This window comes from Listeria fleischmannii subsp. fleischmannii LU2006-1, assembly GCF_000344175.1.
GTDB lineage: Bacteria > Bacillota > Bacilli > Lactobacillales > Listeriaceae > Listeria > Listeria fleischmannii.
The window spans coordinates 1-15,231 of the sequence record NZ_ALWW01000058.1 but is presented as its reverse complement, the minus strand read 5'-3'; the positions used below and the strand labels follow the sequence as shown (position 1 = coordinate 15,231).

Below are 15,231 nucleotides of genomic sequence, written 5' to 3'. Positions count from 1 at the left end.
CAAAATAGTGCCGCTTCTTGCGATATATCCCCGCCGCATAAGACGATCCCACCAGGCGTCATCGCGAATGAGCATGCCGTGATGTTGATTGGCGTATGTTTCATAAACAGCTTTACCTCTCACTAAAGAGAGACTGATTCGCACTTGTGCGTACAATACTTCCCTGCCCACTAGAACGCTGCATGAGATTTTTCAGCACAAGCGTTGCACTCACTTCATTCGCAACAAGGTCAAACCCAAATTTTTGATAAAAAGGAATGTCGAAAGGGTGCAAATAAGAAACGAGCTGTCCCTTATCCTTCATTTCGTTTAGCGACGCCCTCATGAGCGCCCGAATAAGACCACCACGCCTATTTTCTGGAAAAGTTGCCACATAAGCGACCCCACCCATTTTTATTTTCTGCCCTAAAAATGATATTTCTAGCGGATAAGTCATCACTTGTGCGCTTAATTTCCCATTTAAAAAGGCTCCAAGTCGTGTGGCTTTTTCCATCCAAAATAAAAAGTCTTCCTCACCGCCTCTGCCTGGCGTGCGAAAGGCATAATCGCGCAACTTCTTAATTTGATGGATTTCCTCTTCTGCAATTTTTCTAATTTCCAATTCAATCCCTCCTGTCTCCCTTAGTGTATCATGTTCCCTATTAGAATTCTTCTTAAAAGCTACTAATTTTTTGTAAGCTAAGCACTTGCTATTTTGTATGTTTTTCCGCTAAACTGTATAAGTATTATTAAATTTTTGGAGGAATTAATTTTATGTCTAACGTATTATTTATTAAAGCAAACGGACTACCTGCGGAACGCTCTGTCAGTGTGACGCTTTATGAAACTTTTTTAGATGCTTATCAAAAAAGCCATCCTGAAGACCAAGTAACAGAACTTAACTTATTTGAAGAGGAACTACCTTATTATGACGGCGTGATGATGAGCGGTCTACATAAAGAAGCTGGTGGTGAGCCCCTTACTGAAGACGAAAAACGCTTAGCTGATATTGCAAATGGCTACTTAGACCAATTTTTAAAAGCGGATAAAGTTGTCATGGCATTCCCGCTTTGGAATTTCAGCATTCCGGCTCAATTTTTAACTTACCTGTTCTATTTAAACCAAGCAGGTAAAACATTTAAATATACGCCAGAAGGTCCGGTTGGTTTAGTTCACGGTAAAAAAGTGGCTTTATTAAACGCTCGTGGCGGTATCTATTCTGATGGTCCACTTGAGAGTTATGAAATGTCTTTAAACTATGTTAAAAACATTTTAAGTCATTTTGGTATTACTGAAACTGAAATGGTTGTTGTAGAAGGCCATAACGCGCGCCCTGATCAAGCAAAAGATTTAATCCAAGCAGGTCGTGATGAAGCGGTTAAACTTGCAGAACAATTTTAAAAAAAAGCAGAAAATCGAGTATATCGATTTTCTGCTTTTTCTTTACCATTCATTCATGCCACCGCGTACATTCGTGACTTGAAAACCTTGGCTATCTAAAAATTCACTTGCCAACATAGACCGTTTTCCAGAATAACAAATGACAGCATAATTTTTTTCTTTTGAAAGATGGTCTAAGTGCTCTTCTAACTCTTCAATCGGAATATTTTCTGCGCCTTCGATATGACGTTCTAAAAAAGCATCGCGATCTCGGACATCAATTATGTCATAGGACTTCCGCTTTTCATCCAATTCTTTTGTAGAAATAGATGTGTACATATTCTTCCCTCCTCTTCTAATTTATTTCCCGGGAAATAAGTTAACCTTATCATAACGAAGATACGTTCTCTCTTTCAAGAAGACTGCTCACTATAAAAAAACTGGATGAAAAATCATCCAGTTTTTATCGTTATACTGCTTGTGAGCCTGTAAATTGGCTATTGTATAGGTCTGCGTAGAAACCATTTTCACCTAGCAATTCTTGATGAGTACCTTGTTCAATCACATCACCATGATTCATGACAAGAATTAAATCTGCATCACGGATAGTTGATAAGCGGTGGGCAATTACAAAGCTTGTACGGCCTTCCATTAAATTCCCCATTGCGAGTTGAATGTTCAGCTCGGTTCTTGTATCTACACTTGACGTTGCTTCGTCTAGAATTAAAATACTTGGGTCCGATAAAATAGCGCGGGCAATCGTTAGTAATTGTTTTTGTCCCTGAGAAATATTGCTTCCTTCTTCATTTAGTACCGTATCATAGCCATCTGGCAAACGACGAATGAAATCATCCGCATAGGCGGCTTTTGCAGCTCCAACCACTTCATCAAGCGTAGCGCCTTCACGACCATATGCAATATTTTCCGCAATCGTACCACTAAATAGCCAAGTATCTTGCAATACCATCCCGAATTTCGCACGCACTTCGTCTTTTGTCATATCACGCGTATCTACGCCGTCAATTCGAATTGCGCCATCATCCACATCATAAAAACGCATCAATAGATTAATAATGGTCGTTTTCCCTGCACCAGTCGGCCCTACAATCGCCACCATCTGCCCTTGATTGACATTGATTTGCAAATCATTCATAAGTGGTTTATCAGGCGAATAACCAAACTTCACATGGTCGAAAACAATCTTACCTTGTTCTTCTTTTATAGTAGGAATCGTTTCCGGAATCATGTCTTTTTCTTCCTCTTCGTCCATGATTTCAAAAACCCGTTCCGCAGAAGCAATCGTGGATTGAATGACGTTTGCAATATTAGCTACGCTCGAAATAGGTTGCGAAAATAATTGCACATATTGTGTAAATGATTGGATTTCCCCAACTTGCAATGTACCATTTGTTACAAAAATCCCACCGCCTACACAGACGGCCACATAACCTAAGTTGCCTACAAATTGCATCATCGGCATCATAATACCAGAAATAAATTGGGCTTTTTTAGCTGCTTTATAATAATCATCATTTACTTCTTCAAACGTAACAAGCGTTTTCTTTTCCTGACCAAAGGCTTTCACAATCGTTTGGCCACCATATGTTTCTTCTACTGTATCATTTAAAATCCCTAAATTGCGCTGTTGCGCCGCAAAGAAAGCTTGGGATTTGCTCGCAATAAGACCTACAATAATAATACTTAAAGGAACTGTTGCCACAACAATTAATGTCATTTGCCAACTAATTGTTAGCATCATAATAAGAACACCAATAATTTGGACGATTGCTGTAATCGCTTGAGTTAGTGATTGTTGTAATGTATTGGCGATATTGTCCATATCGTTGACAGCGCGACTTAGAATGTCCCCGTTTGAACGGGTGTCGTAATATTTAAGTGGCATACGTGCCATTTTTTCCTTTAAATCACGGCGCATATCATAGACGGTACGCTGTGCAACGCTTGACATGACATATTGCTGGATAAAGCTAAAAACCGAGCTACCTATATAGAGTAGAAAGACGAAAAATAAAATATCAAAAATTTTATCGTCATTGATGCCAGCTGGGCTCATAACTCCTTTAAAAATTTCCGTTGTTGCTTTTCCTAATTCTTTTGGGCTAAAAATATTAAAAATAGTGGAGAGAATCGCAAAGATAAAGACCACTGAAATGGCTACTGTTCGAGGCTTCATATAGCCGAGCAAACGGAATAGCGTGTTTTTAAAGTCTTTTGGTTTTGATTTCACACCCATTACCCCACCGTGGGAACCTGGTCCTGGACTCATGCTATCTCCTCCTCTGAAAGTTGTGAACGCATGATTTCACGGTAAATCTCATTGGATTCTTTAAGTTCACTATGCGTTCCAATTCCGGCAACTTTACCTTCATTTAAAACAATAATTTGATCGGCGTCGACAACCGATGTGATACGCTGTGCGACGATAATCATAATAGAATTTTCTACTTCTGATTTTAAAGCACTGCGCAATTTCGCATCTGTTTTAAAATCGAGCGCGGAGAAACTGTCATCAAAAATGTAGATTTCAGGCTTCCGAATGAGCGCTCTAGCAATTGCAAGCCGCTGCTTTTGACCACCTGAGAAATTATTTCCGCCTTGCTCCACGCGGGAATGAAGACCTTTACGTAATTTTGACACAAAATCTTTTGCTTGGGCAATTTCAAGCGCCCGCCACATCTCATCTTCAGTTGCATCTTCTTTTCCGTAAAGTAAATTAGATTCGATATCTCCCGTAAAGAGAACTGCTTTTTGCGGAACAAGTCCAATTTTTTCACGCAATTCTTCCTGCGTCATATCCCGCACGTTGACGCCGTTAACTAGAACCGCACCATTTTCAGTATCATAGAAACGCGGCACCATATTAATTAAGGTAGATTTACCAGCACCCGTACTTCCAATAATCGCAATCGTTTCACCCGCTTTTGCTTTAAAACTAATGTCTGCAATAACTGGTTTTTCAGCCCCTTCATAACGGAAGGAAGCATTTTGAAATTCAAGCATCGCGCGACTATCTGCTGATTTTGGTGCATTGGGGTCTAAAATTTCAGCGCTCATATCTAATACTTCATTAATTCGTTCCGCTGAAGCTCCTGCACGTGGAATGAAAATGAAAACGGCAGAAAGCATCATAAAGCTCATCATAATCTGCATAGCATATTGGATAAAGGCCATTAAATCGCCGACCATCATATTACCTTCGCTGATGAAATGAGCGCCAATCCAAACGATGGCAATGGAAGTTAAATTCATAATGAGCATCATTAGTGGACTCATAAGTGATAATAAGCGGTTAACGCCTATTGCAGTGACGGCATAATCGTTATTCGCTTCTTCAAATTTATTTAGTTCGTCTTGGTTGCGGTTAAAGGCACGAATAACACGGATACCGGTTAGGCCTTCACGAATCACTCGGTTTAACTTATCCATTTTCTTTTGTAAGTTTTTAAACATAGGCATTGCTTTGCCGCCTAGTAAAACAACAAGTAATAGCAGTATCGGTAATACGACAACAAAAATAAGCGATAATTTTGCATCGCGACCAACCGCCATAATAATCCCGCCAATAAGCATGATTGGCGCCATAACCATCATTCTAAGCATCATATAAAGAACATTTTGAATTTGAACCACATCATTCGTTGTTCTTGTTATGAGCGAAGAAGTGCCAACTTTATTAAACTCTTGTAAAGAAAAGTTTTCAACTTGTGTAAAAATTTTATCACGTAAATCGCGACCGAATCCCATTGAAATACGAGATGCGATATAGACGATAATGACGGATAAAATAACGGCTCCAGCAGAAAGCAAGAGCATTAGGCCACCTGTTTTCCAAATATACGGTTTATCTCCCTGCACAACACCTTTATCAATGATGTTTGACATAAGCGTCGGCAAGTATAGCTGACCGAGAACTTGGATAAACGTTAGCACTAATACGATAATAATCCCCCATGAGTAGGGCTTTAATCGCTTAAAAAGCTTAATCATTTTGGCATTCCGCCTCCTTCTTGTTTCGCCTTTTCATTTAAATAATCCGTGAGCTTTTCAAGCAGTGAAATGAGTGTCCGCATATCTTCTTCTCCTAGAAAATCGCGCATATCTTCAAAATTTTGATGAAAAGCTGCAATGATTTCTTCTGTCAGCGCCCTTCCTTTTTCAGTAAAATTCAAATAGGCGGCGCGCTTGTCAGCTGGATTTTGAATACGCGTAATGAGGCCCTTTTTCTCTAGCGCATTAATTTGTTGTGTGACACTTGGTTTTGAAATGCGCAGGCGCTTGCCTATTTCAGCGACACTTACGCCCAAGTCTGAATCACTCATTTTAACACCGTGAAAAAGTACAAACATAAATCGCGTTTCAGCTTTCGTGTAGCCTTCCATTTGGAAACTCGACATCTCAGCTCGCTTAAAATTCATGAATGCCTTTATAACTGAATGCCCCAAATCTTCATCAGATGGGTACATGCTTGCCCCTCCTTTTATTTAGTTTACCTAACTAATTATATGCAATTTTAATCGAATGTCAACTAAAAAAAGCAGTTTTTTTTAAAAGCCTATTTTTTACAAAAATAACCCTATACTTTTATGTGGCAATCCCTTATAATGTTCCTTGTTATATGCGTACTTTCTTATTATTCACACATGACCAAAAAAACAAACATAAAGGGAGGTTTTTACTTGGCAGATCACACAAATATTGCAAAAATGAGTCTTTTCACACTCGCTTGGCCCATTTTTATTGAACAGTTTTTACGTATCATGATTAATTATGTCGATGTTTTCATGCTGGGCCACTATTCTGATGAGGCTGTTGCTGCAACAGGAGTCGCCAGTCAAATTCTCGTCATTTCTATCATCATGTATGGTTTTATTAGTGTAGGTGTGCAAATTTTAGTTGCCCAAATGATTGGAGCAGAGCGGCATAAAATGATTGAACGTGTCATTACCAATGGTCTAATTGTGGCTTTTATTATCGGAATTATTATGAGTATTATCTTTTTATTTGCAAGCGACACTTTCCTTCGACTAGTTGGTTTAGACGACGAACTAATCCGCGTCGGCTCGCCCTTTCTTGAAATTATCGGCGGCAGCTCTATCATCATTGCGATTCACTCGTCGATTTTGCCGATTATTCGCGTGCACGGTTATGTCCGTCAGGCGATGCTCGTACCCGTTACGATTAGTACTATTAACGTAGTCGGTAACTATGTCTTTCTTTACGGGCCGCTAGCTTACCTAGATTTAGGCGTCGCTGGGGTGGGAATTGCCACAGCCATCGCAAACTTTATTGGCATGATTATGGCTATTTTCATGCTCAAAAAATACATCGGCTACACATTTAACTTCGGAAAGCTCAAACATTACTCCAACAAACTTCTTTATTCTATATTAAAATTAGGTCTTCCTTCAGCCGGCGAAAATATGTCATACGCTGGCTCCCAGCTAGTCGTAACAGCTATCATCGCCATTTTAGGTACCGAAGCCCTAACTACAAAAGTTTACGCTTCAAGCGTAAGCCAATTTGTCGCCCTTTTCGCAATAGCGATTGGACAAGCATCCCAAATTTTAATTGGACGCGCTGTGGGGGCGAAAGAAGTGGAAAAAGCCTATCAACAAGGTTTAAAAAGTTGGAAAATCGGTACTGTTATTGCGCTCGTTGTTAGCATTTTACTTTACCTTTTTGCTGAGCCAATCATGCGTTTATTTACATCCAATGAACTAGTTATTGAGATGACTAAAACGCTATTTTTACTTTCCATCGCGCTTGAACTTTTCCGAGCAACAAATATCATTATTATTAGCAGTTTAAATTCAACAGGAGATGTAAAATTCCCATTTATTGTAGGTTTGATTGTAATGTGGATTGTTAGTTTGCCATTCTCCTATGTGCTTGGCATTACCGCCGGACTTGGACTTGTCGGCGTTTGGCTAGCCTATATTATCGATGAAGGGATTCGCTCCTATTTGATGTTTAGGCGCTGGCGTAGTAAGGTATGGTCGCTTAAATCTGTCATTTAAACTTACAAAACTGTCATTCCAAACTTTAAATTTGTCACATCATTCGATGGTTGTCATTTCTTCCTTTCTTTATAATAAAAGTATAAGTTAAAGAGAGGATGTTCGAAAATGAATAATCATAAAATCGTGAACGCGCTGAGCTACTTCAGCATTTTATTTGCCCCCGTACTGGTTCCTTTATTTATTTGGGTCTTTGGGGAATCCCGTGATGTGAAACACCATTCCAAGGTAGCCCTTTTTACACATATTTTACCGACAATTAGTATCTTTTTTACATTTTGTATCCTGTCGCTTGTGGCTGTGAGTACAGATAGTTCGAATACAGTTGGTTTCATCGCGTTTGGCGCTGTTGTCGTGTTAATCATTTTAACCGCTGTTTTATTCCTATTTAATCTTATCCAAGGGGTGCGTATGTTAGTTGGACGGGAAGAGGATGCATTTTTAACGGAATAACATAGAATCATAAATAATTAAATTTTATGCAAATCGATAAAAAATCTCGTAATCTATTTGATGAATAGATTACGAGATTTTTTCATAGATTCTCATTTTAAAGAGGATACTTTTTAATCATAAAATCCTGTTTCAGTTTTTCGATTCGGTAACTTGCCCGTTTTAGTATTACCCGGTGTTCCCACGTACACATTTTCACCCCTAAAAGTATCGGCCGCCTTCTCCTGTTCTTTTGTAGCTGTAGAATAGTCACTTTCATATTTATAGTGGCCATTTGTTTGGAAGATCTTATCATTTACAGCTTCCTTCTCCAGGCCAAGCGAAGCACGCAACTGATGACTAACATGCGTCACGCTATCCGCATAAAGTTCAACCATACTCCGCCCCTCATTGCTAAAAGCACGCCAATCAAATGTAAGAGATTTTGTGTTATAGTCCTTCGTTTTTAATATCCCTTGAATAATTTCTTTCATTTGCTTCATCGTTAAATCCATTTGAATTTCTCCGTCAAGCGCTTCGGCTATCTTTAAGTATTTCGTAATCGAATTAATTTCAAGTGCCTTGTCTTTCACCGCATCCAGCACAATTTGTTGACGTAAACCGCGCATAATATCATTGTCTATTTTTCGTTCACGGGAAAAAGCTAAGGCTTCCTCACCATTTAAATGTTGTTGTCCTTTTTTAAACTGTACCTTTTTACCAGTATCTAAAATCGGCCCTTCAAAATCTTTTGGTACTTGAACATCAATGCCACCCAGTTCATCAATAACCTTTTGGAAAGAATTAAAATTAAATACAATATAATGATTGATAGGTATATTCAAAAGCTTTGAAACCGTATCGACAGAAGCCTTGGGGCCGCCGTATGTATAAGCCGCTTCAATTCGTTGCATTCCTTGATAATCATTTGAATGAATTTTTACAAAACTATCACGTGGCAAACTTAAAAGGGTTATTTTTTTCGTCTTATTATTTAATGTCGCAACCATCATAGCATCCGTCCTTGAGCTGCCTAAATTCCTAGCTTCCGTATTATCAAGGCCCATAATGAGAAATGATAAAATATCCGCATCTTTTTCCTTTTTAGTGGACGTTACAGGATGATAGGCATTCTGAACCGCCTTATTCGTCTTGTTATACAGCATCGTTAAAAAAAATGCCCCCTCCTAAAATCGCCAAGCCTAGCATCAAAACAACCGCAATAATCAATCTTTTTTTCACACTCATTCTTTCTCCTACTTTCTAAAATTATTAAAAGAATAGAAGTGTAAGTGGGACTACTCTGTTTCCAAGTTCGTTTATTTTTCAGTTTCAGTTTCAACACTATACAACGTAAAAAGTAGAATTACTTTTAGCTACCTTATGGAAAGCCTTCGCTCGACTATCCTTGTTCTACCCATTGGCGTCTCTCGACATTTCTGGGCAGTAGCCTATGTTTGTATAGGAGCCTCACCTAACAAAATCTATTTTTTCTTACACAAAATTTATACCACAACAAAAAAGTTGCAACAAGGCAAAAATTAAAAACTTAACCTTTTCTTAATAAAAAAGAGAATGTTTCAAAATCCACCTTGCCTTACGCCCAAACCCCGAATTCCGTCTAATTTTAGATGAATAAAATAAACCTTTTTGATATACTGAAAAAGGAAAATAAAAAGGAGTGTTCAAATTGCGTTTTATCATCGCTTACTTAACCGTATTTATTTTAGGAATCTTTTCAGTTCTCGGAATTGAAGCGCTCCTATTTGATGAGCTTACAACGGCCCATGTTTTCTCAGCCATTTTATTCGCCGCGCCGCTTGTACTAGTAGGCAGTACTGTCGCTGAAATTTTCTATGGCTTTAGTCAAAAAGTGAGCTTAGGACGCTTTTTGCTTTTTGGATTTATATATGGCCTAGCCGCTACGGTGATTATCTTAGGTATCATGCAGCTAACGGGGACGCTTATGCTCGTATTCATTTCGCTATTAGGTGGGGTAATCGGGGGCATCTTAAGCCTAATTTTCTTCGTTTTTCGAGGTGGGAAAACATTAAGTGGGCGAGCTTCTGAAAAGTAAATCATCATAAAAACAGACAAATGACAAACTTATTTCCGTTTGCCACTTGCCTGTTTTTTTATTTACTTTGCTTTCTTCTGCTTTGATACATAAAAATTGCTGTAGCGAGTAAAACCGCGCCTGCTAAAACGAACAGACTGTCATTTTGAAAGTCATCGCCCGCTCTTGGAAGCACTTTTTTAGCTTCTGCTTTCGGATCCTCTATCTTCGGATCCTTCGTTTGACTAGCATTTATCGTATCACTTTGACTCGGACTTTTCGGGTCTTCTTTAACTCCGCCAGCCTGCACTGTTTCCTGAGCTTTATACACATTAGTAAAATCATAGCCAGATTGAACAGTTTCATAACCCTCTACCGGATCTTCCTTCAGCGTGTATACGTAGGCCTTCCCGTCAGAATCATATTTCTTTAAAGAAGAGAACGTATACTTCCAGTCATCACTTTTCGAAACTTTTTTAGACATTAATTTCTTTCCGTTTTGATAAAGCCAGATGGTGATTGAGTCCGGTCTTTTTTGTGCCTTGTCCGAATTATCCTGCCATGTCTTAGTTCCCGACACAAGAACACCTTCCGCATTCGTTTTATTTAGTTGAATGGTATGTTCCGCACTCGGCTTCACCTTAAAAGAAATCGGTGTCGCGTCTAAAATATAGCCAGCAGGCGCCTTAACTTCTATAAATTGATAATCGCCTGGTTCAAGTAAACCCGTATGAATTTCCCCGTCAGCATCAGAACTTAAATTGGCTTTTACAATGTTTCCATTTGTGTCTACCACGTTAAATAAGGCGCCTGTTAACGGTTTTTGAGTTAAATTATCTACTTTTTTAAGAATCGCACTGCCTTCTACTGTTGTAGTGGCATCATTACTATAAATTTTAGTTCCCGCATAGTTAATATAAGCGCGATTTGTGATTTTATAGCCTTCTTTTGCGGCCTTATTATGATAATTCACCTTAAATTGAATCGTTTTTTGTTCCCCTTCTGTTAAATCTTTAAGTAATGTGTAGGTAACCGTGTTCGTTGCGCTATCATATACACCATCTGAAAAATACTCATCTAATGGAAGAACCGTATTTGAAAACGTCGTATAGTCTGGAAGTGGGTCAACAATTTCTGTCCCCGCTGGTATAGTTCCCACTTTTGAACTTAAATCAAGTGAATAAATAAAGGAACCGCCCGTTGTGGAGATAGTCGCTTGGCTTACCTTTTTAATTAAACCCACGGATTCATAACTTAAACTGTCTAATCCTAGCGCTTCAGATGCTGTTCGTAATGTTGCACCGTTACTTTTAAGAATCGCCTGATTGTATTTTATTCCGAAATCAGACGGCGTCACATTATCTGCTATTTTTTGTGCATACATAACCACATAGCTTTTATCTGGCGTAATTGTTCCAAAATTAATTTTAAAACCAGCCGATGAAGTAGTAATTTTATCCGTAAACTGACTTGTGACATACTTCCAGCCAATTGGAAGGCCTGATGCATCCCGCTCTGTTACTTCTGCGATACGAATATGCTTCTCGGGTGTATTATCACCTGTTGCAGAAATATATTTGATTGGATCCGTGAGCGTTGTTTGCGCCGGGATGTTGTCTTCGAGTACTGCATTTGGAATTTGTTGTTGATTGTAGTTTACGATAATGGCAAATACATTGGCGGATGGTGTACTTGTGCTCATCATAGCTACATTTTCCCCGTTTATATCCTTATGCGGCCTTGTACTCATTTTACTTAATAAAGGAAGGCCTGATGTATCTTTTTCAATGCGAGAATTATCAGTCGCTTCACTTATTTTAACGCCTGCTTTATATAAAGTAGCTTCATACGCGGCAGAAGTTGGGGCATTATCTTTAAATACAGCAGCACCGTATTTAATTGTAAAGGTTTGACCTGTTGCCTCAACCGGATTTATTTTCGAATGATCATACGCAACATGGAGCACATAATTACCTGCGCCATCCTCTGTTACAGCCGGTTCCGGTAAATAAAATGGATCACCAAGCATAAGATTATTGGTTAAATCTGCCACTTGTGAAACGGTGTTTTGCGGAATTTTAATTTCGATTTTGCCATCTTGTTCCAATTTGCCTGCTGATGCAGATAAAGTTACTTTTATTTCAGCTTGCTGCCTAGACGTTAAAATTTCAGGTGCATCTATAGTTACTCCCGGATCATCTCCTTCTTTTGCTTCTACTACATGATTACTAGCAGCTGAATTCCATATTAGTCCTAAAAACAATAAACTCACTACTATAATATTCGCTATTTTTTTCATCCATACACTCCTTCTGTTGTAATTTCTATTGCTTTAGTAGGATATACTATATAGCTAAAAAAATATGTAGACAAATTGTGTAATTTTCATACGAAACAGAAGGAAAATGAAGGAGAATTTCTTCTTTTTTTATTCTCCACTACGGATTCATTGTCAAACTTTCTTTCAATTTTTTCACAATGTCGCATTTTACTTTATAACCCTTGATGCACTAACAAAATTTAATATTTTATCACATTAAAAATCATAGCACAAGCTTTTTTTCTGGGAATAAGGAATTAAAAAATTTCTCAATCCGTCTAAAAAATTGTTGCATTTGCTACACATTTATTATGAAAAGAAGCGAAAATCACAAAAGGTTCATGATTTTCGCTTCTTGTATTAATTTTTAGATCCACTAAGCGCAATCCCCTCAATAAATTGCTTTTGAAACAATAAGAAGGCGATGATAAGCGGAATTATGGCTAAGAAAGAACCTGCATGATAAGAGGATAGTTTGTTGCGTATTGTCCACTAAGCGAGGCAAGTCCCGCAGAAAGCGTCATTTTTTCAGTAGAAGTATTGACAATCAGTGGCCAAAGTAGCGAATTCCAGCCATAGAGCAACGCAAAAATGGAAAGTGAAACGAGCGCCGAACGTGAAAGCGGCAAGATGATGCTAAAGAAAATCCTCACCCGTGAGCAACCGTCAATAATAGCTGCCTCTTCAATTTCTTTTGGAATCGTCATGAAAAATTGCCTCAACAAGAACGTGCCAAAAGCAGAGAATAATCCGGGAATAAATAGCGCCGGAATGGTATTTAACAAGTTCATGTTTTGGATAATCAAATATTGTGGAATTAAGAAAATTTGGCCTGGTACCATCAAAACCGATAAGATTAAGATAAATAATACATTCTTAAACGGAAAATTAATTCGCGCAAATGCATAGGCCGCCATAGCACACAGAAAAACTTGACCAATTGTAATGACAGCCGTTGAAACAAAGGTGTTGAAATAGAATTTTCCAAAAGGAAAAATAACAAAGATGTCTTTGTAATTATGCCACTGCCACTCACTTGGAAAAATACTTGGCGGAATAGCAATGGATTCTGCCGTTGTTTTTAGTGATGTCATAATCATCCAGAAGAAGGGGAAAACCATCATAAAGGCCCCGAGAATGAGCAACACATGAACAAGCCATTTTCTTCTATATTGTTTTTTTAGCATGTTTTAAACCCCTTTACTGGTAATGCACCCATTTTTTCTGCAAGCTAAAATTAATAACGGTAATGACAAGCGTTAGGATAAGTAAAACCACTGTAATCGCGGCACCGTAACCTTTGTCGTTTAAAATAAACGCATTTTTGTAGAAAAGGTAAGCTAGTGATTGCACATCTTGAAGTGCCGGATTAGTTTGGCTGTACATCAAAAAGATCAAATCATACACTTGAAGTGCCGAAATTAGTGAGGTGATTAAATTGAAAAACATCGTTGGTGTTAAAAGTGGTAGCGTAATTTTAAAAAATTTGCGTATAGGTCCTGCCCCGTCCATTTCAGCGGCCTCATAAAATGTTGTTGGAACACCTTGTAAACCTGCTAAATAAATAACGATAGATGTTCCAAGTGAACTCCAAACTCCGACGATAATAAGTGCAATCATCGCAGTATTAGAATCGCTCAGCCAGGCGGGTCCTTTTATCCCAAAAATGCTAAGAAATTGGTTGATGATTCCGTACTGCGAATTAAACATCCATTTCCAAATCATAGCCACAGCGGATGTCATGGTCACGGCTGGTAAAAAATAAATCATGCGGTACATTGCGACACCTTTTATTTTATTATTCAATAAGGTGGCAATAAAGATGGAGATGGCCATTGCAATGGGCACGGTGAAAACAGCATACGTTAGCGTATTTTTAAGCGCTTTAAATACTTCTGGATCGGTGAGCATTTTTTTGTAATTGGCAAGGCCGGTGAAATTGTAGCCGCCGAACATGCCCCATTCTGTGAAGGAATAAAATACGCTTTGCACCATTGGGATTAAGTAAAATATGAGTAGCCCAATAAAAAGCGGACCGACGAAAAATAAGGCAGATAGCATATCTCTTTTTTTATATTTTTTTGCAGAAAAGGTTGATTTGGTCATGGCTATCAGTCCTTACTCATTATTTTTTAAGTAGCGCATTGGCTTTTTTGGCAAGCTCATCTGAGGCCGCTTGAACGCTTTCTTCCCCTGTCCACGCTTTTCCAAGTACGTCACCTTCAATCGCAATCGCAGCGGAGCTATTTTTGGTATTTGGTAGCGGAATCGCATAGTTCACGGCTTCTGTGAATACTTTTAAATTTTTATCTGGATAGGCATTAATCCAGGCGTCAGCCGCTCCTTGATATGCTGGGATGACAACGCCTGACTCGGCTACCTTTTCGCTCGCTTCTTTGGTAGATAGGTAGGCGACCCAGCGCTTAGCGGCATCTGCGTTTTTAGTGTTTGCCGAAATGACATTGGCAAGGGAGTTGGACGTTGTCGCGCGTGTCTTCCCTTTTGGAAGCGGAGCTACGTCAATATTATCTTTTCCATACTTTTCTTTAAAAATAACGGGTACCATGTAGGAGCCATCGACTGACATAGCTACACGGCCATTAAGTAACAGCTCGGAACCAGTCGTCCCCGCCATTTCTTTTAGCGGTGTTGCTGAACCATTTTTGGTGAAATCATACCAAAATTCCACACCGTCAATGGTTGCTTGGTCGGAAAATCCTGATTTTTTGCCTCCATCCTTAAACGGACTTCCTTCGTTTTGATAAATGGTCTCATAATAGCCACCCTGCCATGTGAGCGGTGCTGCTAAACCGTAAATATTTTCGTCTGCTTTGGTTAGTTTTTTGGCGGCATCTTGCCATGTTTTCCAAGTCCATGTGTCATCTGGATAACTGACGCCAGCTTCATCGAACATGGTTTTATTGTAAAAAAGAGCATTTGTATCAAAATCTTTTGGTACTCCGTATAGTTTTCCATCACTTGTGTAAGCTTTTAAATATTGTTCAGGTATTTTATCTTATCGAATT

13 protein-coding genes, 1 pseudogene and 1 riboswitch are annotated in these 15,231 nt (G+C 38.8%); of the genes and pseudogenes, 4 read left to right on the top strand and 10 right to left on the bottom strand.

The annotated features are described in order from the left end of the window. Positions 1 to 112: 112 nt before the first annotated feature. Complete coding sequence (locus tag LFLEISCH_RS13225; protein WP_007477458.1) at positions 113 to 601, bottom strand: GNAT family N-acetyltransferase; 489 nt, start codon at positions 599 to 601, stop codon at positions 113 to 115. Positions 602 to 753: 152 nt separating this feature from the next. Here LFLEISCH_RS13225 and LFLEISCH_RS13220 point away from each other — a divergent pair, with 152 nt between their 5' ends. Next, positions 754 to 1,380 (top strand): FMN-dependent NADH-azoreductase, encoded by a 627-nt coding sequence (locus LFLEISCH_RS13220; protein ID WP_007477456.1) that lies wholly within the window; start codon positions 754 to 756, stop codon positions 1,378 to 1,380. Between the two features lie 42 nt (positions 1,381 to 1,422). On the opposite strand, the gene LFLEISCH_RS13215 is transcribed toward LFLEISCH_RS13220, so the two are convergent. The 4 genes from LFLEISCH_RS13215 to LFLEISCH_RS13200 all read right to left on the bottom strand — a co-directional run bounded on the left by LFLEISCH_RS13215 (position 1,423) and on the right by LFLEISCH_RS13200 (position 5,843). Continuing rightward, positions 1,423 to 1,698, bottom strand: coding sequence for a rhodanese-like domain-containing protein (locus LFLEISCH_RS13215; protein WP_007477454.1), 276 nt, complete (start codon positions 1,696 to 1,698; stop codon positions 1,423 to 1,425). Positions 1,699 to 1,828: 130 nt separating this feature from the next. Next, complete coding sequence (locus tag LFLEISCH_RS13210; RefSeq protein WP_007477452.1) at positions 1,829 to 3,646, bottom strand: ABC transporter ATP-binding protein; 1,818 nt, start codon at positions 3,644 to 3,646, stop codon at positions 1,829 to 1,831. Beyond that, complete coding sequence (locus LFLEISCH_RS13205; RefSeq protein ID WP_007477449.1) at positions 3,643 to 5,367, bottom strand: ABC transporter ATP-binding protein; 1,725 nt, start codon at positions 5,365 to 5,367, stop codon at positions 3,643 to 3,645. Before LFLEISCH_RS13205 ends, LFLEISCH_RS13210 begins: the two co-directional genes overlap by 4 nt. Further along, positions 5,364 to 5,843: a MarR family winged helix-turn-helix transcriptional regulator gene (locus LFLEISCH_RS13200; protein WP_007477447.1), complete on the bottom strand. Its 480-nt coding sequence runs from the start codon at positions 5,841 to 5,843 to the stop codon at positions 5,364 to 5,366. The genes LFLEISCH_RS13205 and LFLEISCH_RS13200 overlap by 4 nt, the downstream gene beginning before the upstream one ends. A gap of 240 nt (positions 5,844 to 6,083) precedes the next feature. On the opposite strand from LFLEISCH_RS13200, the gene LFLEISCH_RS13195 reads away from it, so the two are divergent. Both LFLEISCH_RS13195 and LFLEISCH_RS13190 read left to right on the top strand, forming a co-directional pair. After that, complete coding sequence (locus tag LFLEISCH_RS13195) at positions 6,084 to 7,397, top strand: MATE family efflux transporter (RefSeq protein ID WP_223196464.1); 1,314 nt, start codon at positions 6,084 to 6,086, stop codon at positions 7,395 to 7,397. A gap of 108 nt (positions 7,398 to 7,505) precedes the next feature. Beyond that, positions 7,506 to 7,850 (top strand): magnetosome magnetite crystal formation protein family, encoded by a 345-nt coding sequence (locus LFLEISCH_RS13190; protein WP_007477443.1) that lies wholly within the window; start codon positions 7,506 to 7,508, stop codon positions 7,848 to 7,850. Between the two features lie 113 nt (positions 7,851 to 7,963). Here the strand turns inward: LFLEISCH_RS13190 and LFLEISCH_RS13185 are convergent, their stop codons facing one another. After that, on the bottom strand, positions 7,964 to 8,995 hold the full coding sequence (locus LFLEISCH_RS13185; RefSeq protein WP_007477441.1) for an LCP family protein: 1,032 nt from the start codon (positions 8,993 to 8,995) through the stop codon (positions 7,964 to 7,966). Positions 8,996 to 9,145: 150 nt separating this feature from the next. Then, a riboswitch (M-box (ykoK) riboswitch) is annotated at positions 9,146 to 9,318 on the bottom strand. Positions 9,319 to 9,519: 201 nt separating this feature from the next. On the opposite strand from LFLEISCH_RS13185, the gene LFLEISCH_RS13180 reads away from it, so the two are divergent. Continuing rightward, positions 9,520 to 9,906 (top strand): hypothetical protein, encoded by a 387-nt coding sequence (locus LFLEISCH_RS13180; protein WP_007477439.1) that lies wholly within the window; start codon positions 9,520 to 9,522, stop codon positions 9,904 to 9,906. A 58-nt stretch (positions 9,907 to 9,964) separates the two neighbouring features. On the opposite strand, the gene LFLEISCH_RS13175 is transcribed toward LFLEISCH_RS13180, so the two are convergent. The 4 genes and pseudogenes from LFLEISCH_RS13175 to LFLEISCH_RS13160 all read right to left on the bottom strand — a co-directional run bounded on the left by LFLEISCH_RS13175 (position 9,965) and on the right by LFLEISCH_RS13160 (position 15,215). Beyond that, the gene (locus LFLEISCH_RS13175) at positions 9,965 to 12,184 is read right to left on the bottom strand and encodes a Cna B-type domain-containing protein (protein ID WP_007477436.1); all 2,220 of its coding nucleotides are present in this window, start codon (positions 12,182 to 12,184) and stop codon (positions 9,965 to 9,967) included. Between the two features lie 381 nt (positions 12,185 to 12,565). Then, positions 12,566 to 13,392 (bottom strand): annotated as a pseudogene (locus LFLEISCH_RS13170) (carbohydrate ABC transporter permease). Positions 13,393 to 13,405: 13 nt separating this feature from the next. Then, on the bottom strand, positions 13,406 to 14,311 hold the full coding sequence (locus LFLEISCH_RS13165) for a carbohydrate ABC transporter permease (RefSeq protein ID WP_007477429.1): 906 nt from the start codon (positions 14,309 to 14,311) through the stop codon (positions 13,406 to 13,408). A gap of 19 nt (positions 14,312 to 14,330) precedes the next feature. Next, positions 14,331 to 15,215, bottom strand: a complete 885-nt coding sequence (locus LFLEISCH_RS13160) for an ABC transporter substrate-binding protein (protein WP_241432917.1) — start codon at positions 15,213 to 15,215, stop codon at positions 14,331 to 14,333. Between the last annotated feature and the right edge of the window lie 16 nt (positions 15,216 to 15,231).